The 20,915-nt window shown below is 61.8% G+C and carries 19 protein-coding genes; 7 read left to right on the top strand and 12 right to left on the bottom strand.

What is annotated here, in order from left to right; translation table 11 throughout:
- Both PYH37_RS16720 and PYH37_RS16715 read left to right on the top strand, forming a co-directional pair.
- Positions 1-540, top strand: coding sequence for a tyrosine phosphatase family protein (locus PYH37_RS16720; RefSeq protein ID WP_280732603.1), 540 nt, complete (start codon positions 1-3; stop codon positions 538-540).
- Positions 530-1,525 (top strand): NUDIX hydrolase, encoded by a 996-nt coding sequence (locus tag PYH37_RS16715; RefSeq protein ID WP_280732602.1) that lies wholly within the window; start codon positions 530-532, stop codon positions 1,523-1,525. The genes PYH37_RS16720 and PYH37_RS16715 overlap by 11 nt, the downstream gene beginning before the upstream one ends.
- A 167-nt stretch (positions 1,526-1,692) precedes the next feature.
- Here PYH37_RS16715 and PYH37_RS16710 read toward each other — a convergent pair whose 3' ends face one another.
- The 8 genes from PYH37_RS16710 to PYH37_RS16675 all read right to left on the bottom strand — a co-directional run bounded on the left by PYH37_RS16710 (position 1,693) and on the right by PYH37_RS16675 (position 12,529).
- On the bottom strand, positions 1,693-2,211 hold the full coding sequence (locus PYH37_RS16710; RefSeq protein ID WP_280736071.1) for a superoxide dismutase family protein: 519 nt from the start codon (positions 2,209-2,211) through the stop codon (positions 1,693-1,695).
- 618 nt (positions 2,212-2,829) lie between these two features.
- The gene (gene nadC, locus PYH37_RS16705) at positions 2,830-3,732 is read right to left on the bottom strand and encodes a carboxylating nicotinate-nucleotide diphosphorylase (protein ID WP_280732601.1); all 903 of its coding nucleotides are present in this window, start codon (positions 3,730-3,732) and stop codon (positions 2,830-2,832) included.
- A 58-nt stretch (positions 3,733-3,790) separates the two neighbouring features.
- Complete coding sequence (locus PYH37_RS16700; protein ID WP_280732600.1) at positions 3,791-5,389, bottom strand: L-aspartate oxidase; 1,599 nt, start codon at positions 5,387-5,389, stop codon at positions 3,791-3,793.
- Positions 5,390-5,447: 58 nt separating this feature from the next.
- On the bottom strand, positions 5,448-6,527 hold the full coding sequence (nadA, locus tag PYH37_RS16695) for a quinolinate synthase NadA (protein WP_280732599.1): 1,080 nt from the start codon (positions 6,525-6,527) through the stop codon (positions 5,448-5,450).
- Between the two features lie 167 nt (positions 6,528-6,694).
- The gene (locus PYH37_RS16690) at positions 6,695-7,933 is read right to left on the bottom strand and encodes an MFS transporter (RefSeq protein ID WP_280732598.1); all 1,239 of its coding nucleotides are present in this window, start codon (positions 7,931-7,933) and stop codon (positions 6,695-6,697) included.
- Between the two features lie 137 nt (positions 7,934-8,070).
- Positions 8,071-8,922 carry an MOSC domain-containing protein gene (locus tag PYH37_RS16685; RefSeq protein ID WP_280732597.1) on the bottom strand — a complete coding sequence of 284 codons (852 nt, stop codon included), beginning with the start codon at positions 8,920-8,922 and terminating at the stop codon, positions 8,071-8,073.
- A gap of 119 nt (positions 8,923-9,041) precedes the next feature.
- Complete coding sequence (locus tag PYH37_RS16680; RefSeq protein WP_280732596.1) at positions 9,042-9,698, bottom strand: HD domain-containing protein; 657 nt, start codon at positions 9,696-9,698, stop codon at positions 9,042-9,044.
- Entirely contained in the window at positions 9,695-12,529 is a 2,835-nt protein-coding gene (locus tag PYH37_RS16675) for a DUF2339 domain-containing protein (protein ID WP_280732595.1), read from the bottom strand. The genes PYH37_RS16680 and PYH37_RS16675 overlap by 4 nt, the downstream gene beginning before the upstream one ends.
- A gap of 267 nt (positions 12,530-12,796) precedes the next feature.
- On the opposite strand from PYH37_RS16675, the gene PYH37_RS16670 reads away from it, so the two are divergent.
- Complete coding sequence (locus PYH37_RS16670; RefSeq protein ID WP_280732594.1) at positions 12,797-14,800, top strand: PhoX family protein; 2,004 nt, start codon at positions 12,797-12,799, stop codon at positions 14,798-14,800.
- A 56-nt stretch (positions 14,801-14,856) separates the two neighbouring features.
- On the opposite strand, the gene recO is transcribed toward PYH37_RS16670, so the two are convergent.
- Positions 14,857-15,603, bottom strand: coding sequence for a DNA repair protein RecO (recO, locus tag PYH37_RS16665; RefSeq protein WP_280736070.1), 747 nt, complete (start codon positions 15,601-15,603; stop codon positions 14,857-14,859).
- Positions 15,604-15,831: 228 nt separating this feature from the next.
- Here recO and PYH37_RS16660 point away from each other — a divergent pair, with 228 nt between their 5' ends.
- Positions 15,832-16,569 carry a L,D-transpeptidase gene (locus tag PYH37_RS16660; RefSeq protein ID WP_280736069.1) on the top strand — a complete coding sequence of 246 codons (738 nt, stop codon included), beginning with the start codon at positions 15,832-15,834 and terminating at the stop codon, positions 16,567-16,569.
- 6 nt (positions 16,570-16,575) lie between these two features.
- Here the strand turns inward: PYH37_RS16660 and PYH37_RS16655 are convergent, their stop codons facing one another.
- Together PYH37_RS16655 and PYH37_RS16650 are read right to left on the bottom strand one after the other, a co-directional pair.
- Entirely contained in the window at positions 16,576-16,938 is a 363-nt protein-coding gene (locus PYH37_RS16655; protein WP_280732593.1) for a hypothetical protein, read from the bottom strand.
- An 11-nt stretch (positions 16,939-16,949) separates the two neighbouring features.
- Entirely contained in the window at positions 16,950-17,432 is a 483-nt protein-coding gene (locus PYH37_RS16650; protein ID WP_280732592.1) for an SRPBCC domain-containing protein, read from the bottom strand.
- A 51-nt stretch (positions 17,433-17,483) separates the two neighbouring features.
- Here PYH37_RS16650 and PYH37_RS16645 point away from each other — a divergent pair, with 51 nt between their 5' ends.
- The 3 genes from PYH37_RS16645 (at position 17,484) to rkpK (ending at position 20,380) form a co-directional block, all read left to right on the top strand.
- Positions 17,484-17,816 carry an ArsR/SmtB family transcription factor gene (locus PYH37_RS16645; RefSeq protein WP_280732591.1) on the top strand — a complete coding sequence of 111 codons (333 nt, stop codon included), beginning with the start codon at positions 17,484-17,486 and terminating at the stop codon, positions 17,814-17,816.
- Positions 17,817-17,886: 70 nt separating this feature from the next.
- The gene (locus PYH37_RS16640; protein WP_280732590.1) at positions 17,887-18,912 is read left to right on the top strand and encodes an NAD-dependent epimerase; all 1,026 of its coding nucleotides are present in this window, start codon (positions 17,887-17,889) and stop codon (positions 18,910-18,912) included.
- Between the two features lie 154 nt (positions 18,913-19,066).
- Complete coding sequence (gene rkpK / locus PYH37_RS16635; RefSeq protein ID WP_280732589.1) at positions 19,067-20,380, top strand: UDP-glucose 6-dehydrogenase; 1,314 nt, start codon at positions 19,067-19,069, stop codon at positions 20,378-20,380.
- A gap of 167 nt (positions 20,381-20,547) precedes the next feature.
- Here rkpK and PYH37_RS16630 read toward each other — a convergent pair whose 3' ends face one another.
- Entirely contained in the window at positions 20,548-20,862 is a 315-nt protein-coding gene (locus PYH37_RS16630; RefSeq protein WP_280732588.1) for a hypothetical protein, read from the bottom strand.
- Between the last annotated feature and the right edge of the window lie 53 nt (positions 20,863-20,915).

Below are 20,915 nucleotides of genomic sequence, written 5' to 3'. Positions count from 1 at the left end.
ATGCCAGGCATCATCGCCTCGCCGCTCGCACGCATCGCCGAAATGGCAGTCCGTCACGGGTGCCGCGAAATGCTGAGCCTCGTCGCAAGGGGGCAGGATTTTCACCGCCCGGGCGTCATCGACCGGACGAAACACCTGACGATCGGCATCAACGATATCAGCTTTGCCGGGACAGGCGATCTGATTGCGCCGCAGGAGGAGCACGTTCAGCAGATCATCGATTTTGCCCGCAACTGGGACCGGATGCACCCGCTTCTCATACATTGCTGGATGGGGGTTTCCCGCTCGCCTGCGGCCGCGCTGATCGCCGCCCTTGCCGTGGCGCCAGATCAGGACGATGAGGCTTTGGTGAACCGCCTGAGACTCGCCTCGCCCTTTGCAACGCCAAATGCGCGGCTGGTCGAAATCGGCGATGGAGCGCTGTCGCGCAACGGGAGGCTTGTCGCTGCCGTGCAGTCTATCGGCCGCGGTGCGGATGCAGATGGCAACGCGCCCTTCGTCCTGCCTATCCGTCCGAAGAGCTTGCCGCATGTCGACTGAGCCGCGGCCGGTTATCGTCGAGATCGGACTGAACGCGGTTATTGTCGCTGTCGTCAATCGCAGCCCGCGCATTCTCGGCATCAGTGAGGCCGATGGCGACACGCGCGACAGCCTGCCCTTCGGTCCGTTCGACCCGGCGCGCCACCGCACCTTCGAGACGAGCCTGCGCGCCCGCGTCGAAAAGCGAACCGCACTCAAGCTCGGTTACATCGAGCAGCTCTACACCTTCGGCGACCGCGGACGCCAGCGCTTGCCGGGCGAGGAAGGCAAGCACATGGTTTCCGTCGGCTATCTCGCGCTGACGCGCACGGATGCCGAGAACAACGAGCGGCTGGCGGAAGCCGGGGCCCATTGGCGCGACTGGTATGGTTACCTGCCCTGGGAGGATTGGCGGCAAGGTCGCCCGGCGATCCTCGACCAGACGATCCTGCCGGCGCTCGCGCGCTGGGAAAGCACTCCTTCGGAAGAGGAGCGATCGGCTTCGATCACGCAGCGCCGGTCCCGCGTTCGTCTCGCCTTCGGCCTCGATGATTTTCCCTGGGACGAGGAGCGCGTGCTCGAGCGCTACGAGCTTCTCTACGACGCGGGGCTCGTGCGCGAGGCCGTGATCGACGGCCATTGCCGAAATCCCGACAACCCGGCAATTGGACTGGCGATGCGGCACGACCATCGTCGTATCGTTGCAACCGCCGTTGCGAGGCTGCGCGGCAAGATCAAATACCGGCCGGTGGTCTTCGAACTGATGCCGCCAGAATTCACCCTTACCGACCTGCAGGCGACGGTCGAAGCGATCTCCGGCCGTCACCTGCACAAGCAGAACTTCCGCCGCTTGGTCGAAGGTGCCGAACTCGTCGAGCCGACGGGCGGAACGCTGGCCTCGACCGGCGGCCGACCGGCAGCTCTTTTCCGCTTCCGCCGCCAGATCTTGGACGAACGGCCGGCCCCGGGGCTCAGGTCGGGGGGCGTTAGACCACGATTACTTTAGATCGAATCCATCCAAAGTAATGATGCGGGCGGAAACCGCGCACTTTTCCTCATTCCGCACTACAGAGCCGTGGTTTTTCAGACGCACAAAGGTCGCTGTAGCACTTTGAATTGCTGCATGTTTTTATCCTTAAACCGGCTACATTTTACGGAACATGCGATAGCGCACTATTCGATGACGGCGCAGGCCAGGCGCTCGCCCGCATCGCCCGCCGGCTGGCTGCGGTTGTCGTCTGAGCGCGCATGGATCATCAAGGCGCGACCGCGAATGGCAGTCCCTTTGTCGTCGAGCGACACGAAACTGTTGAACACCTGTGTGCGCAACACGCCATCGGCGCCGACATATTGGTTCGGCATGTCGCCGGCATGCGGGCCATGTGCCGCGAGGAAGCCGTGCTCCACGTTTTCATCCGGACCGGCGAAGTGCTTGCCGGCCGACTCGTGGCCTCCCGCGGCGTCGCAGCGCCCCGCCTCATGGACGTGGAAGGCAACCCAGGTGTCCTTCGGCAGATCGCTGACCTCCATCTCGATCAGCACACCCTTCTGGGCGGCCGTCAAGGTGGCGCGTCCCGTCTCCTTTCCATCCTTGCCGATGAAATTGGCGGTGGCAGTCTGCGAGGATTGTTGCGCCGAAGCAGCGGCCGCCATACCCGCCGCAAAGGCGATTGCGATCAGCATTCTGGTCATCATTGATCCATCCTCGATTCTCGTAAGCCAACGTGGGATGTGGACAGGAGACGCGCATGTCGTTTCCCATCCCCGCTCTGCGGTGAAAAGGGGAACAACGCGCGGCTGCCAGTGTCGTTCCCCCAAACTCGGAGAAGTTGCAGCCCTTGAGCCGAAAATTGAATGCACCTCAAATTTCCGACGGACTGGCTACACTTGAAAACGGGCTACCTCCCGACTGCGCAGGGAGAACATAATGCTTGCCGTCACTCTACTGCATGTTTCCTTAAATCGGAGCCGATCTAGGAATAAAAACATGCAGCTATTCAAAATGCTACAGCGACCTTTTTGCGTCTGAAAAGACGCACCGCGCTGTAGTGGTGATACTGATCGCCCCCACAGGGCGACAAACCTGCGATGCCCGACTTATTTCAAGAATGATCGGTCCGGACGCGGAAAGCTGGATATCACCGTCTGCACCTAAGCAGCCAGGCTGTCCGAGGCCCGTCCAAGGTGTGCCGCTAAGATTGCGGCACACCGATGACCGTCGGGCCGCGCTCCGTTTGCCGCTTCAGTAGAGCGATGGAGAGCCGCCTGCGAAACCGTCTCCCGCCCGTTTACGGCGAACTTGCAAGAAAACTAAAGGGAAATGTCGAGCCCGATGTCGAGGGTCGGCGCAGCCATCGTGATCTTCGATGTCGAGATATAATCGACGCCGGTCTCCGCCATCGCCCGAATCGTTTCAATCCTGACATTGCCTGAGGCTTCGAGCCGCGTGCGGCGGGGGTCGCCCGCGTAGTCGCCGCCGCTCAATCCCCAATGTTCGGCATTGACGGCGACGGCCTCGCGCAACACATCCGGCCCCATGTTGTCGAGCAGGATCACGTCAGGGGAAGCGGACAGTGCCTCGCGCATCTGCGCAAGACCATCCACTTCGACCTCGACCTTGACGAGATGGCCGCAATAGGCGCGCGCCGCTCGGATGGCGCTGGCGACGCCGCGGGAAACGGCGATGTGATTGTCCTTGATCAGCACTGCGTCATCGAGGCCGTAGCGATGATTGGAGCCGCCGCCGAGACGTACCGCATATTTTTCGAGAGCGCGCAGGCCCGGGATCGTCTTGCGCGTGCAGCAGACCTTGGCTGCCGTGTGGGCGATCTCGTCGGCGAACTTCGCCGTATAGGTCGCGATCCCCGAGAGGTGCATGAGAAAATTGAGCGCTACCCGCTCGGCCGAAAGCACACCCCTGGCGCGGCCCGAGATCCGGGCAATCGTCGTACCGGGCGCGACGCGATCACCGTCGGCGACCAGCGTCTCGAAGCGGATCGCCGGATCTATCAGGCGAAAGGTCGTGCGCGCCAGTTCCAGCCCGGCAATCACGCCCGCTTCGCGGACGCGCATATCCGCCGTAGCCGTCATTTCCGGGCCGATGGTCGCGAGCGTGGTGATGTCGCCCGCCCGGCCGAGATCCTCGGTGAGCGCGGCTCTGACCTGCTCCTCGACCATAAGGGCGGGTAGTTCCGGACGAAGGGCTACGGTCATGACGTTGTTCCAAGATTGTCGCGGGTCATTGCGAGGTTTGCAGACGTCCGTTTGCGCGTCATGCCGGCTCGGTCTCGGCCGCTTCCGCAGCCAATCTCTCCGCCTGTGCCAGCGTCAGATAGGTGCGTCGCTGCCATTCCCTGCGCTCCGTTGGGCAATCGGCACGGAAGTGGCCACCACGGCTTTCGGTCCGTTGAAGTGCTGCGACGGCGATCAGCTTGGCGGTCGTGATGATATTGGCGAAGCGCAGGCGGCTATTGGCGCGCTCCAGCGCCGCGATCTCGCGGATCGCCCGCGTCAGGCCGCCGCGGCTGCGAACGACGCCGACACACTCGCTCATCAGCGCACGCAGAACCTTGAAGGGCGGGCTGTCTTCGACCGTTACCGGATCATCGTTCTCGCCGGCATTGTCCCCCCATTCGGCAAGCTTCGCTGCCGGCAAGGTGCCTTTGATGTTTTCCGCAATGCGGGCCGCGAAGACGACCGCCTCGAGCAGCGAATTGGAAGCGAGGCGGTTGGCACCGTGCACACCGGTCGAAGTCACCTCGCCTGCCGCCCATAGGCCGTCGATCGAAGTGCGGCCCTCCGCATCGGTCAGCACGCCGCCCATGTGATAATGGACCGCGGGAGCGACAGGAATCGGTTGCGTAATCGGATCGATACCGGCCGCCAGGCAGGAAGCATAGACGGTCGGGAACGTTTCGGGGAAATGCTTGCCGACGGCTTTCGTGCAGTCGAGGAAGGCGCCGCGCCCGGCCTGCACCTCGGCAAAGACGCCACGCGAAACGACGTCCCGCGGCGCGAGCTCGCCATCGGGATGGATGTCGAGCATGAAACGGTCTCCCGCCGAATTGACGAGGATGGCGCCGTCGCCGCGCAATGCTTCCGTCGCGAGCGGCGCCGGGTCCTTGCCGATATTGATCGCGGTCGGGTGAAATTGGACGAATTCCGGATCGGCGATGATGGCCCCTGCCCGCGCCGCCATGCCGACGCCCTGGCCGCAGGCCTCCCAAGGATTGGTGGTGACGGCATAGAGATGTCCGACGCCGCCCGAGCAGAGGACGACGGCGCGTGCGGGGAAGGAGACGCGGTTCTTCGCCTGACCGGCCTCCGGCCGCGCTATGACGCCGGAAATGAACCGCCCCTCGCGCACCAGTTCCTCGACCACATAGCCTTCGAGCACACGAATCGACGGCGTTCTGCGAACGGCGGCGATCAGTGCCTCCATGATCGCCTTTCCGGCCATGTCGCCCTTGACGCGGACGATCCGCCGCTCGGAATGCGCGGCTTCGCGCGAAAGCAGCAAGCTGCCTTCCAGGTCGCGATCAAACGGCACGCCATATTCAAGCAGATCGTGGATGCGCGCCGGTCCCTCGGCGACCATCATCCGGGTCATCTTCCCATCGACGATGCCTGCCCCGGCAGCGACGGTGTCGGCGACATGCTTTTCGAATGTGTCGCCCCGGCTCATGGCCGCAGCGATCCCGCCTTGTGCCCAGGCCGACGAAGCGCCGTGGCCGATCGGAGCGGCGGCCAGGATGGTGACGGGACGCGGCGCCAGCTTCAGCGCGCAAAAAAGCCCGGCGAGGCCGCCGCCGACGATGACGATGTCATCGATTCCATTGAAGGATTGCGGGCGAAAGTGGTCGGTCAGCATGGCTCGGTACTCCTCCAACGCATGCATGAGTGCGGGGCGATACGACCCCGCCTGTCGATTACTGCTTGAGGTTCACCATGCGCTCTACCGCAAGGCGGGCGCGGCCGGCAATTGCCGGGTCGACCAGAACCTCTTCCGTCATGTTGAGCAGGCTGTCGAGGATCTTCGGCAGCGTAATGCGCTTCATGTGCGGACAGAGATTGCAAGGTTTGACGAACTGGACGCCCTCGACTTCCGCCTGGATATTGGATGCCATCGAGCATTCGGTAACGAGCAGTACCTTTTGCGGCCGCTTGTCCTTGACGTAGTTGATCATGCCCGAAGTCGAGCCGGCGAAATCGCAGACCGCGATGACATCCGGGTGGCATTCCGGATGGCCGATGATCTCGATGCCCGGATTGGCTTCCTTGTAGGCGAGGAGTTCGGTCGCCGTGAAGCGCTCGTGCACCTCGCAATGGCCTTTCCAAGTGAGAATCTTCTTGTTGGTCTGGCGCGCGACGTTCATCGCGAGATATTCGTCGGGAATGCAGAGCACCGTATCGGATTGCAGGCTTTCGACGACGGCAAGCACGTTGGAGGAGGTGCAGCAGATATCCGTCTCCGCTTTCACTTCAGCCGAGGTGTTGACGTAGGTCACCACCGGAACGCCCGGATAGCGCTCCTTGAGAAGCCGCACATCCGCGCCGGTGATCGATTCGGAAAGCGAGCAGCCGGCCTTGGCGTCAGGTATCAACACAGTCTTCTCCGGATTGAGAAGCTTCGAGGTCTCGGCCATGAAGTGAACGCCGCATTGGACGATGATCTCGGCACCGACCTTCGTCGCGTCACGCGCGAGCTGCAGCGAATCGCCGACGATGTCGGCGACGCAATGGAAGATATCTGGCGTCTGGTAATTATGCGCGAGGATAACGGCGTTGCGCTCCCTCTTCAGCCGATTGATCGCGTGAACATAAGGCGCGTAGGCAGCCCATTCGATGGCGGGGATGAAATCCTTGACCTTTTCATAGAGGTGCGCCGTTTCGCTGGCGACGGCCGGCGTGAAGGCGAGATCCGGCTTTTCGATGACGCCGAAGCGCGCCGCGGCGCTTGCGAATGTCGGAGCCGTAGCTACGTCCGCACGGAGGTCAAGACTGGTCATCGGGCTCTCCTCTCCCGCCGTCCCCGGCAGTGTCAATTATGCTCAGATTGAGCATAATTGGGTCAAAACAAAAGCGGCTGAGCCGCGGGCACTGATTTAGAAAGTTTTGTGACAGATTTCAAGAACGATGCGCCCACAATTGTCGGGCGCATCGAATTCTTTGCCGGTTAAGCCATGGCCGGGCGCAAAACGCGTCTTTCCTCGATCGGCCAATGGACGATGGCCGCAAACACCCCGAGCGCAACACCCAGCCACCAGACGGGATCATAGGATCCAAAGCGGTCATAGAGATAGCCGCCCATCCAGACCCCCAGGAAAGAACCGATCTGGTGGGAAAGGAACACGATGCCGCCGAGCAAACCGAGATGCCGCGTTCCGAACATGATCGCCACCAAAGCGTTGGTCGGCGGCACGGTCGACAGCCACAGAAGGCCCATGACGATCGCGAAGATGATGACCGAGGTCGGCGATTGGGGCAGCAGCAGGAAGGCGGTGACGGCCACGGAACGGGCAAGATAGATCAGCGCCAGGAAATAGGGCTTCGAATAGCGCTGACCGATGAAGCCAGCCGAGAGCGAACCGATGATATTGAAGAAGCCGATCAGCGCGAGAGCGATCACGGCATAGCGGGCGTCGATGCCAATATCGCCGATATAGGCGGGAAAATGGGCAGTGATGAAAGCAACCTGGTAGCCGCAGACGAAGAAGCCCGAGACAAGCAGCAGGTAGCTCTTATGGCCGAGCGCCTCCTTCAGCGCCTCGCCGATGGTTTGCTTGTAAAGCATCTCCGACTGCCGGCCCGAAGCGGCGTTGCCGCGCAGCGGGATTGCGAAGAAAGGGACCAGCAGCATCAACACACCCAGATAGACGAGACTATCGGACCAGCCATAGGCGGAAATAAGCCCTTGGCTCAGCGGTGCGAACAGGAACATGCCGGCCGATCCCGCCGCCGTGCCGATGCCGAAGGCAAACGAGCGTTGTTCAGGCGCGACATTGCGGGCGAAGGCCGACAGCACGATACCGAAGGAGCCTGACGCTACGCCAAGGCCGACAAGCACGCCGCCGCCGATATGCAGCCAGATCGGCGCATTCGCGAACGCCATGAGGAAGAGGCCGGCAGCATAGAGAAGCCCGGACAGCGCCAATACGCGCCATGTGCCGAACTTGTCCGCTACTGCTCCAAAGAACGGTTGGCCGAGACCCCAGCAGAGGTTTTGGAGTGCCATCGCGAGGCCGAAAGTCGTTCTGTCCCATCCGGTCTCGGCAAGCATGGGCAGTTGGAAGAAGCCCATGGCGGATCGCGGACCGAAAGTGAACATTGCGACGATAGAGCCGGCGGCGATGATCAGCCAGGGAAGACTCCCGCTGTCAACTGGGCGTGCGGCGGCGGAGGAAACAGCGGACATGGAAAAGGCTCCGATTTTCGTGAGGGGCCATCCTATGGCAGGGCTTATGTTGAGGGAAACGAATTAAATTGACCGTGTGATCACGGGAATTGATGGTGGGCGCCGTCGAAGCCGCCGTTCGTCCGGATCAAAACGGCTCAGTCGAGCTTCCGCATCTTCATCGGCCAGCGTTCGCCGCGGAGACGGACGACCTTGACCTCGTCGCCGAGCTTCACGCTGCCCTCGCCTCGCGGCACCGCATTCCAACCGAAGAGCACGCCCGGCACCCGGCGATCGGCAGACATGCGTTTTTCGGAAAGCCCCTGGATCGGATTGCCGCCGATGCGCTCGCCGGTGGTCTGGTCCTGTGTGGTCATGATGCAGCGGGCACAAGGCTTGACGAGATCGAAGACGACGCCGGCGATCTCCAGACTTTCCCAGAAGTCTTCCGCCCAGGGCTCATCGCAATCCACCAGTATATTCGTGCGGAAACGGTCCATGCCGACCGGTTCCTGACCCTTCTCGATAAGTGTGTTGTTGAGGTCGGCCAGCGAGCCGGTGGTGGTGATGAGGGTAGGGAAGCCATCCGCGAAGCCGACCGGCGCCGCCGTCCCGGCCCATTCGGCGCCGACGAAGCGCTCTGCCCCTTCGTCCATATGAACCAGCTTGACAGGTCGTCCGAACCAGCCCGAAAGCGTCTCGTTGACGGTGTCATCGGCAACGGCCGCATCGACGTCGCTTGACCAGACACGGATATCGAGCCGCCTGTCTGGATCGAACCGAACGGATAATTCATTGCCATTCATTTTCAGGTTTACGCCGCCGTCGACATGCATCGCCTCGACCTGCGCCAGCGCCTGCAATTCGCGCTGCGTAACGAAGCGGCCATCCGGTTCGACCACCATGAAACGCCGGTCGCCAGCCAGCCCGTCGAGGCTGACCGTCACGGTCGATTGCGGAACGGCGCGGCCGCTCTTCAGCGGATGGATATTGAGGCCAATTACCTTCATTGCAGCTTTCCGAGTTCAGAATTTGATTCAAACCGCTCGCAATCTGATTCACAGAGCGGCGCCAACACATTGAACATCATGGTGATTTTAGATGAATCAATTCGCAATCACCCTCTTGCCTAGATTTCATCGAGCAGCATGGCAAGGACGCTTCGCAGGCGCACTTGCCGCTCCAGAGCCAACCGACGTCCCGCTGCGGTCTGAAAACCATCCGCTAGACGGAAAAGTTTGGTCTCGAAATGATCTATTGCAAACGCCTTGTCGTCGAGCGGCCGATTGTCCGCCAAGGGATCGAGTGGATCGTAGAGGCCGCTGCCCATGCGCCCCGCGATATAGAAGCAGCGAGCCGCGCCGACCATACCGATGGCATCGAGCCGATCGGCATCCTGCAGGATCTTCGCCTCAAGCGTTTCGGGGGTCATGTTGGCGGAAAAGCTGTGCGTCAGGATGGCGTGGGCAACGGGCGAAATTTCCGCCGTGCGCCAGCCGAGGCCATCGAGGATTTCCCACGCCTTTTCGGCAGCGAGCCGCGATGCTTCGGCGCGAAACGGCGCGTTCTTCTCCACCGAAACACAATCGTGCAAAAGCACCGCGGCCGCGAGTTGGCGATCGTCGCCGCCCTCTTCGGCCTGTATGCGCGCCGCATTTTTCCAGACACGGATGAGATGCGAAGCGTCATGCGAGCCATCGTTTCCGGAAAATGCATACGGCAGAAGTTTGTCGGCGAGGTCATCGTGAGGCGCGAAGGCGGCCGCGAGAGCCGGAAGTCGTGTCATACGCGGCTCCTCCGGTCGTCCGCTCCGGTCACGCCTGCAGCCGTGTCGGGCATGCCGGTCCGGCCGTTCCCGGCATTGGATAGTATTTTCTGGTAGAAGAGCCCGATGCCGATGAGCACGCCGCCGAGACCGATGAAGGACAGGGCCCGCAGAACACCTTCCAGATTGGACATGTCGATCAGGAACACCTTCAGCACCGCTATGAGGACGAGCACGGCCGAAGCGATACGGATGCTCTTGGCATTGAAGCGCGAACCAGCGACAAGCAGCAAAACGCCGAGCACCAGCCAGACGACTGAATAGGTATAGGTCTCTCCCTGAAGGAAGCCTTTCCAATCGGCGATGTTTTCGCCCTGCCAGAAGCGACGAACGGTGAGGGTTGCCCAGGCAAAGGCGAGAACCGCGCCGCTGACGGCAAGCGCAGCGACGTAAGGCAGCGGGCGCTTGCCGCGTGCATACCAGGCAAGGCCGGTATAACCGAGGCCGGGCAACAGATAACCAATGAACAGCAGGTCGAAGAACGGAATGCTTCCGAGCGATTCGCCGCTGAAATACGGGTTGAGGCCGATCAGGTGCGCCGAGAGCACCGACAGCATCGACAGCACTCCGAGCGCCATGCCGCCGTAGCGAAACACCGGGCTCGGGGATTTCGTGTCCAATGTCATGAAGATGCCGGAGGCGCCGATCGCGAGAAGCGTGTAGATGGACTGCTCGCCGAGCGTCGGGACGGAAAAACTGTCGAGCACACCGCCGTTCATCGTATGGCGCACGAGGATCGCGAGCGTCAGCAAAACAAAAAGGCTCGCGAGCGCCTGCAGCAGATTGAGCACGCGCCTATCCCGTGAGGCCCGCAAGAAATAGGCGGATGCGACGAGCAGCAGCGCCGGAATACCATAGCCCGGCAGAAGTGCGTTGAAGACCGGCGTCGTGGAGAGGCTGCCGGAGCCGACGACTGTCGGTTCCCAGGCTGTCCGTGCAAGCACGACGATGGCGGCAGCCACGGTCACCCAGGGAAGAACGGGCCAGGCGCGCAGACGCGTGGCAAACGTATATCCCGCACCAAGGAGCGCAATCGCGAGGGTCGTCACGAGGCCATCGGTCCAGGCATGCAGACCGATGACGAAGAGGCCGAAGGAACCCATGACCAGAAGGCCGAGAGAAAGGTCCGCTTCTTTGGTATCGGAATGCCGGCGGTAAAGCCATTCGACCAGCCCAAGGACGGCCAAACCGGCGGCGAAAGCGGCAAGCCCGTGCGGCAGATCGAACGCGAGTTCGCCCGTCATCAGGAACGACATCGCCAGGAGCGCATTCGGCACCACCGCCGCAATACCGGCCCAGAGGACCGCGAACTGACGATCGCGGACCAAGCGCCGGGCAAGCACGATGGACGCAAGCAGGACGAAGAGTGCCGACAATATCATCGCCGTCAGCATCGCGGTCCGGCCAGGGATGACGATCGCGGGTGAAAGTCCCGCCGGCGGAAGGTCGACGAGAACACCGCTGAGCGCAGTCAGCCTCCAGGTGCCGGCGATGGCGCCGAAGGCGGCAAATAGTGCCGGATAGACCGCAATCGGCCGCATAGCGCCGATCGCGGCAAGAGCTGCAATCACGATCGTAAACTCACTGACCGGGAAACGCAGCGCGCCGACCGCCGGGCTGATGAGAAGAAGCGCGAGAACGGTCGCCGCGATCGCCGCCGATATCGTGATTGCCGCGTGCGGCGGCGTGAAGAGTTTTCGCCACGGGCCCGCTACCGCGGCCTCCGACCTGCCGGCCTCTGCCGGATAGGCCGCCTCTGGAGCACTCTCCAGATCGCCGGGCCAGATCAGGCCGATACCGGCAATCATGACCAGCAGCGCAAAGGTGACCGGCGGGGCCTCGAAGGGCGTGACGGACGTGACGTAGGCAAGTGCCCAGAGACCGAGGCCGGCATTGGCAAGCGTGGGCACGATCGTCCAGCGGCGCAGCCGAGACGCGACAAGAGTGGCGAGCCAGGCGGTTGCCAGGAAGCCGAACAGCACCCAGGGCCGCGGCTCTCCGCTCGAGACGAACAAGGGCGTAAGAAGCGAGGCGAGAAGGCCGAGTCCGGCCAGGGCCTGGCCATGCAGCAATGACAGGCCGACGGTCGCAAGCGAAATCACCGCCAGCAGCGCGAAGGCGGTGGCCGTGCCGATGAAACCGTAAATCCCATAGGCCGCGTAGACGACGCCGAAGAGCGTGACGGCGCCGGCCGCTGTTAACACGCCGGGGATCATGGCGTTGCGGAACCGGTCGGCGATCGTCGGCACCGCTCGGCGGCGGATCACCTCGCCGGCGATCCCGAGCACAAACCCGAAGGCTGCGGCCAGGGTCAGGCGTACAACCGGACTCAACAGGCCCGCCTCGATCGAATACTGCACGAGGAAGTAACCGCCGAGGGCCAGCGCGATACCGCCTACCCAAACCGGCCATTGTCCGCCGATTCGGCTCTCAAGGCTTTCCGCGGGACGTGCCGCGATCGTTTCCGCGACGACCTCGGCGTCGGGCGCGCTACGCGCTGCGTTCTCGATACCCTCCGAGACGCCATCGCTGAAGATCCGCGCGCCCTCCCGCTCCCGCGACCAGGGGCCCTTTTCAACCACTTCCTCCGCGGCCGGGGCCGGAACCTCGGTCTCCTCTGCCTTTGAGGAAGCAGGCGGTATTGCCGGCTCATTGGTGCTAAACTCACGCAGACGGGCAATCTCCGCCTTCAGCGACTCTATTTCGGCGCCCAGCCGCTCAGCGGTCTTGCGGCCGCCGAGAAACGCTGCGAGCGCCATGGCAAAAGCAACAAAAGCGATGACTTCAAGCATGGGCTCTCCCAGAGCACTGCGACTCGGCGGTTGGTTTTTCTATGCCGCGCAAGATGCGGGCGAAAGGCATCCCGCGCCAGAGGCTATGTTTGTAGCCTGCGGCGAAGATACAGTCTTTTTCACGGGCCCCAAATCTCTTGGCGGCAGGGTGCCGCAATCTCTTCATGGAACTGTCGCGGAACTGTCATGAGCATGCTGTTAGAGCGACGATCGGACACTGCGCGATGCGCGTTAGTTTCTATCGTTTAACGAAGGGAGAATCAGACCATGGACAAGCATCTCGGCCTGACGGAAGAAATCGAATTCAAGACGCTGACGGAAAGCAGGGAGGAACTGGAAGACATCGGTCAGAACTGTTCCGCCAATCCGACCATGGGCGACATCATCAACCGCCGTTTCTCGCGCCGGTCCTTCCTTGGCGGCTCTCTGGCGGTGGCCGCCATCTCGACGACCGTGAGCCCGCTCGCTCTGCTGACGGCCGAGGAAGCGAAGGCGAACGGTGTGGCTTCGCGATTCGATTTCAAGGAGGTGGAGGCCGGCGTCGACGAGGCCCATCACGTCGCCGAGGGGTATGACGCGGATATTCTTCTGCGCTGGGGAGACAAGATTTTCGCCGACAGCCCGGACTTCGATCCCTTGAATCAGACGGCGGGAGCTCAGAGCCGGCAGTTCGGCTACAACAACGACTACGTCGGCTTCATTCCGCTCGACGGTAGTCCCGACCACGGTCTCCTTGTTGTCAATCACGAATACACCAACGCCGAAATCATGTTCCCGAACTTCGCCCGCGTCGAAAAGGTGACAGAGGACGGCAAGGAGCAGGACAAGGTCGTTCTCGGCGATTACACGAACGAGCTGGTCGATATCGAGATGGCCGCCCATGGCGGCACAGTTATCGAAATCCGCAAGGTCGATGGTAAGTGGCAGCCGGTTCTCGACGGCAAGTACAACCGCCGCATCAGCGCCAATACTGAGATGCAGCTGTCCGGCCCGGTGGCCGGCCATGACCGCGTCAAGACCCCGTCCGATCCGACCGGCACGAAGGTCTTCGGCACCATCAACAACTGCGCCGGCGGCGTCACCGCCTGGGGCACCTACATGATGGCCGAAGAAAACTTCAACGGCTATTTCGGCGGCGAGCTTGCCGAAGACCATCCGGAATACAAGCAGTTGAAGCGCCTCGGCGCGCCGGGCGGCCAATATGAGTGGTCGAAATTCTACGATCGCTTCGATGTATCGAAGGAGCCGAACGAGGCCAATCGCTTCGGTTGGGTCGTCGAGGTCGATCCACTCGACCCCGCTTCCGTGCCGAAGAAGCGCACCGCGATCGGGCGTTTCAAGCACGAGGGCTGCGAGTCGGTCGTCAATAAGGACGGCCGGGTCGTTCTTTATAGCGGCGACGACGAGCGTTACGACTATGTCTATAAGTTCGTGACGAAGGGCACCTACAATCCGAACGACCGCGCCGCCAATATGGATCTCTTCGACGAAGGCACGCTCTACGTGGCGAAGTTCGACGAGGACGGCACGGTCACTTGGATGCCGATCGTGCATGGCGAGGGTCCGCTCACAACCGGAAACGGCTTTGCCTCGCAGGCAGACGTGCTGATCAACACCCGTCTTGCCGCCGATGCGCTCGGCGCGACCAAGATGGACCGGCCGGAAGACGTCCAGCCCAATTCGAAGACCGGCAAGGTCTACGTGATGCTGACCAACAACACCAAGCGCAAGGAAGAGGAAGCCGACGCCGCCAATCCGCGCGCCAAGAACGCCTTTGGCCACATCATCGAAATCTCGGAGACGGACGGCGATTTCGCCTCGACGAAATCCCGCTGGGACATCCTGCTGAAATGCGGTGATCCGAGTGTTGCCGAAGTTGGCGCTTCGTTCTCGACCGCAACGACCGAGAACGGCTGGTTCGGCATGCCGGACAATTGCGCGATCGATGCGGATGGCCGCCTGTGGGTATCGACGGACGGCAACAACGAAAAGGAAACGGGCCGCACCGATGGCGTCTGGGCGGTTGAAACGGAAGGCGAAGCCCGCGGCACCTCCAAGCTGTTCTTTCGGGTTCCGGTCGGCGCGGAAATGTGCGGTCCGAGCTTCAACCCGACGAGCGACACCTTCTTTCTCGCCGTCCAGCATCCGGGCGACGCCGGCCTCGCAACCTATGAAAAACCGGCGACGCGCTGGCCGGACTTCCGCGACGACATGCCGGTGCGTCCGGCCGTCGTCGCGGTCACCAAACAGGGCGGCGGCAAGATCGGCTAAGGCCTTTTCCCAGTAATCGCAGGCGCCGCATCATCGTGCGGCGCCTGTTCGAAGTTTCAGGCCGCCGACGGGGGAGCGGATTTCAGCGCCCTTAGCGTCGCGTGCACGAAGGCATCGCGTGCTGAAGACAGATCGACGCCGCGCGGTTCATAGACATGGCGGTTGAGGAAATAGGCAGTGAGGCGGAAGGCTGCGGCTAGGCTGTCGTGATCGGCCGCCTTGTGACCGCCCGAGAGGAAATCCGGAAGAGCGAGCATGCGCTTGGCATAGGGGGCGCCGGCCTCACGGCTGACCGCGCGCCCGGACTTCGGCGAAACATAGACGAGTTCCTGGCGCGCGCCCGTAGCTGCACATTCCGAAAGGTCGAGACCAAAGCCGAGATCGTTCAACACCGCGAGTTCGAAGCGCACGAACAGTTCGCCTGCATCCGCCGGATCGTGGAGGTGATCGACGATGACGGCGAGCGCCTCGTATAGGTGAGGATGCGGATCGCGCTCCGGCAGGAGCCTCAAAAGAGCGCCCAGCGCTTGAATGCCATAGACCGAAGTGGCCGTCTCCATCAGCCTCGCGGCGCGCAGTTGCACCGGCTCGATCCGAAATTCGCCGAGGTGTTCATCAAGCCGCGCCCGCCAGATTACCTCCACCGAATTGCCCGGCTGCAGCACCGGCTGCATCGCGCGCGACCGGCCGGAACGCACAAGGCCCAAATGCCGCCCGTGCACGGACGTCATCACTTCGGCTATAACAGAGCTTTCGCCATGCCGCCGGATGCCGAGAATGATGGCTTGATCGCTCCATTGCATGGAAAAGGCATACACCCGGCCCAGAAACGGGATCAAGTGAAATGGTCCTGGTCCCAAGAGACGTGAAAAAGCGGCTCATGACCAACTGTCGCCTTTCCGCTATACGTTGAACGCACTACAATTCCGCCGTTGTTTTGCCGCCTCGCCGCCATTTTTTGATGCGCAAGCGGAGCCTGTGGCAGCTTCCCGCGGATCTGAAAAATGGCCATCAGCAGGATCGTTTCAATTATGTGTGTGTCCCCGACCCGCTTCAGTCGCTTGGCGCAACTTTTTGCACCCGTTCTCGTGTCTATCGCGCTCTCAGGTTGCGTGAGCAGCGGACAGCAGGCGCGACCGAAGGGACCTGATCCGTACTATGTTGCGATGTATGGACCTAGGCCGGACGAAAGGTTCCCCCTTCCAGCCACCGACATCAGCAAGGCCGATCCCCGCTACCTGCGCCAGCAGGTGCCCTATGCCACATACGAGCCGCCCGGCACGGTCGTTATCGATACTCAGGACCGGTTCCTCTATCTCGTGCAGGATGGCGGAATGGCCCTGCGCTATGGGATCGGCGTCGGTAAGGCGGGGCTGGAATTCGCCGGCGAAGCGCGTATTGGCCGCAAAGCGGAGTGGCCCCGTTGGATACCGACATCGGACATGGTCGCGCGCGAGCCGGAACGCTACGGCCCGCTTGCCGGCGGTATGGATCCGGGTCCCACCAATCCGCTCGGCCCACGCGCGCTCTACCTTTACCAGGGTGACCGGGACACGCTCTTCCGCATCCATGGCACAAGGGAGGCCTGGTCGATTGGCAAGGCTGTTTCGAGCGGCTGCATCCGGATGTTCAACCAGGACATAATCGACCTTTACAGCCGCGTGCCGGAAGGTAGCCGTGTGGTCGTGCTTCAGGCAGAGCCGCCGATAGGCCCGCCGCTGGATGCGCCGGTGGCCACAGTTGCCGACGGCGCCCCGCTTTCGTTCTAAATCACCTTACCAGGCATCCGGCTCGCGCACGAGATGCACGATGTTGGCGGGGTTCATCACCCAGCCGCCCCGGAAGCCCTCGCCGAGTTCCTCGACCGCATCGCAGCGCACCACCCCGTTCGCAGCCAGATGGCCGAGGGCTTTTTGATGGTCGACGGTACAGAGCTCTAACCAGACCTCTGCCTGGCTGTAATGCGGCGCCTCGTCTATCCAAAGACGGTTAGGCCCGAGAATGAAGCCCTTGGCCGGCTCTTTCTCCTCGAATGGCGGCAGCCCGACAACATCGCGGTAGAAGGCGATGACAGCCTCGTATTGGTGGCTCGGGACCTTCATGGCGATGTTGATACCGCCCTTGATCTCCATTGGCATTGCAAGACCTCCTATATCTGCGGTTCGAGTGCCGGCTTGCCCGAGAGCTCGCTTACGTAATAGCCCTCGCGCAAATTGATGCCGTATTCGAGCCAGGCCTTCATGCAGGCGAGCATCTGCGACCAGCCCTCGCAGTTCAGGTACGAACCTTTCTGCCCCTGCTCGTTTTCCCGCCAGCCGCTTTCGGCGATGGTCACCATGGTCGCGCCGTCTTCAAGCGGCTGGAAGCGCATCTCCACGCGCGTCTGATAAGGAGACTCGCCTTCCGCAACCATGGCATCCCACCGGAAGACGATCCGTTCATTGGGCTCAACAGTCTCCACCTTCACGGGCACCTCCCCCCACCAGGTAACGGTGGCGTCGGCGACCAGCGGTCCGCTGACGCCTCCGAGCGTCACGAAATAGCGGCTGAGCTTGTCCGGGTTTACGACGGCGTCGAAGACCTGCTCCACCGGACGAGCGATCCTTCCATTCACACGAAATTCGAAAGCCATGACGTCCTCCTCACGATTGTGCCCGATCATGATATGTTATAAAAATATAACATGTCAATTGATTCGAAAGACGACGCGGTTTTCAAGGCACTGGCCAATGGCCTGCGCCGACAGATTCTGGACGTCCTGAAAGGGGCGCCTCAGACGACCGGGATGCTCTGCGAAAAGTTTGCAAACCTCGACCGTTGCACGGTCATGCAGCATCTAAAAGTTCTGGAGGAGGCAAATCTCGTCATCGTCAGGCGCGAGGGCCGGGAGAGATGGAACTACCTGAACGCCTTGCCGATCCAGGCCATTCACGACCGTTGGATCAGCCAGTATGCGGACCATGCAGTGTCTGTCCTGTCGGCCCTCCAGCAGCAACTCGACGACCCGTCGGAGTGACGGTTTCGGCTTTTCATTGTCCGGCTTTCTTCGTATTAAACGTCTAGTTGGGCAATTTGGGATCATCGTCGTGCGTTACCTCATTACCGGCACAGCAGGTTTCATCGGGTTTCACCTCGCCAAGCGGCTGATCGATGAAGGGCATTTCGTGGTCGGTTTCGACGGGATGACGCCCTATTACGACGTGACCCTCAAGGAACGCCGTCACGCGATCCTTCAACGCTCCAACGGATTCAAGGCGGTGACGGCGATGCTCGAAGATCGGGCCGCCCTCGACCGCGCAGCAGAACTTGCCGAGCCGGAGGTCATCATCCATCTCGCCGCGCAGGCCGGTGTTCGCTACAGTCTCGAAAATCCGAAAGCCTATGTAGAGTCCAATCTCATTGGTTCGTGGAACATGCTCGAGCTTGCGAAGGCAATCGGCCCGAAGCATCTGCTGCTGGCTTCGACCTCGTCGATCTACGGCGCCAATGAGAAAATTCCCTTCGCCGAGGCGGACCGGGCCGACGAGCCGATGACGCTCTACGCGGCGACGAAGAAATCGATGGAGGTGATGGCCCACAGCTACGCCCATCTTTACAGGGTGCCGACCACCGCTTTCCGCTTTTTCACCGTCTATGGACCCTGGGGTCGGCCGGACATGGCGCTCTTCAAATTCGTCGACGCCATCCACAATGACCGGCCGATCGATGTCTATGGCGAGGGCCGGATGAGCCGTGACTTCACCTATATCGACGATCTCGTCGAGGGCATCGTCCGGCTGTCGCAGGTTGCACCTTCGGAAGAGAACCGGATCTCAAGCGACAAGGCGCAGGATACGCTTTCGCGTCACGCGCCATTCCGCGTCGTCAATATTGGCGGCGGCCAGCCGATCGAGTTGATGACCTTCGTCGAGACGGTCGAGAAGGCCGTTGGCCGACCGGCCATCCGCAATATGCTGCCGATGCAGAAGGGCGACGTGCCGCGCACATACGCGTCACCGGACCTGCTCGAGGCGCTCACGGGCTTCAAACCCTCCGTCTCGATCGAAGATGGGGTCGCGCGTTTCGTAAAATGGTATGAACAATATTACCGTCAGGCGGATATGCCCGCCTGACGGGATAAAACGGGCCGGGCCGGGACCTTTGGTGCCGACCTGACGATTGCGGCGCTGCAGGGAGCGTGCAAAACGGCTCTGCCCGCCATTCAATAGACGAAATCCTAACGTCCTCAGAAACAGCAACTGTTAAAAACAGCCAAAGGAAAAGCGGATGAAGATTACGATGATTGGCGCCGGCTATGTCGGCCTCGTTTCCGGCGTGTGTTTCGCGGATTTTGGCCATGAAGTCGTCTGCCTCGATAAGGACGAAGGCAAGATCACAGCGCTCAAGAAAGGGCAGATCCCGATCTTCGAGCCGGGCCTCGATCATCTCGTTGCCAGCAATGTCGCCGCGGGACGCCTGACTTTCACCACCGACCTCAACGCCGCCGTGGCCGGCAGCGACGTCGTCTTCATCGCCGTCGGCACGCCGTCGCGGCGCGGCGACGGCCATGCTGACCTGTCTTATGTCCATGCCGCGGCACGCGAGATAGCCGCGAACCTCAAGGGCTTTACCGTCGTCGTAACCAAGTCGACCGTGCCGGTCGGCACCGGCGACGAGGTCGAGCGCATCATTCGCGAAACCAATCCGGATGCGGACTTTGCCGTCGTCTCCAATCCGGAGTTCCTGCGCGAAGGCGCAGCGATCGAGGATTTCAAGCGGCCCGACCGAATTGTCATCGGCCTTGACGGCAATAATCAGCGCGCGCGCGACGTGATGACCGAGGTCTATCGCCCGCTCTACCTAAACCAGTCACCCCTCGTCTTTACCTCGCGCCGCACCTCGGAACTGATCAAATACGCAGGCAATGCCTTCCTGGCGATGAAGATCACCTTCATCAACGAGATGGCGGACCTTTGCGAAAAGGTCGGCGCCAACGTCCAGGATGTAGCCCGCGGCATCGGCCTTGATGGACGCATCGGTGGAAAATTCCTGCATGCCGGCCCGGGTTATGGCGGCTCCTGTTTTCCAAAGGACACATTGGCGCTGGTCAAGACCGCTCAGGATCACGACAGCCCGGTCCGACTGGTGGAGACCACAGTCGCCGTCAATGACAACCGCAAGCGGGCGATGGGCCGCAAGGTGATCGCCGCGGCTGGCGGGGACATGCGCGGCCGCAAGGTCGCGGTTCTCGGCCTCACCTTCAAGCCGAACACAGACGACATGCGCGATAGCCCGGCGATCGCCATCGTCCAGGCTCTGCAGGATGCCGGAGCCAAAGTCACCGGCTACGACCCGGAAGGCATGGAAAACGCCCGCAAGCTCATAGAAGGCATGGAGCACGCGAGAGATCCCTACGAGGCGGCGGCGCAAGCCGATGCGCTGGTGATCATCACGGAGTGGAACGAGTTCCGGGCGTTGGATTTCGACCGGCTGAAGGCCACCATGACGACGCCACTACTCGTCGACCTGCGCAACATCTACCGCAAGGACGAGGTCGTCAAACACGGCTTTACCTATGCCAGCATCGGCAGGCCTGATTGATCGGGAGGGGAACTTGCGGTCACGAGCGAAGTCGTGTGACCGCTTCTCTCGGCCGGACTAGGTGACAGAGGATCGGCGGTTGGACGATCAACGGCTCGTAACTTCGTGCGGTGGCGGATGCGCCATCGCTCGACGGCTATGCAGGGTCGGGCGGTGTCACCCTGTTTCTAGGCTTTCGGGCCCACCGGGATTATCGTTTCCCAGCTCTTGCCCGCGAGGATCACGCAGCTTCGGCCCGAAACATCCGTAATGATCAAGGTCCAACTGCCGCTGTCGGCAGCGTAGAGCTCCATCACAGCCTGGGGATTGATCAGGCCGACCGCAGCTTGCTTTTCCGCGTATTGCTGAGCAAGAAACTCGATCACCTGAGTACGCTCGGCACAATTCGCGACCGCCTGCGCGCCTGCCGGATAGGGATATGCCGCCACTGCTACCGTCAAGAGGACGGCTCGCGTGAGGCCGCGGACCACATTGCGTATCATGACGCACCTCCTTTCGCCGGGAGCCCCGGCGGAAGAGGATTTCCGCTGACCTG

The organism is Sinorhizobium numidicum, assembly GCF_029892045.1.
GTDB lineage: Bacteria > Pseudomonadota > Alphaproteobacteria > Rhizobiales > Rhizobiaceae > Sinorhizobium > Sinorhizobium numidicum.
The sequence above is the reverse complement of the archived record's forward strand: the minus strand, read 5'-3'. Positions and strand labels throughout refer to the sequence as shown.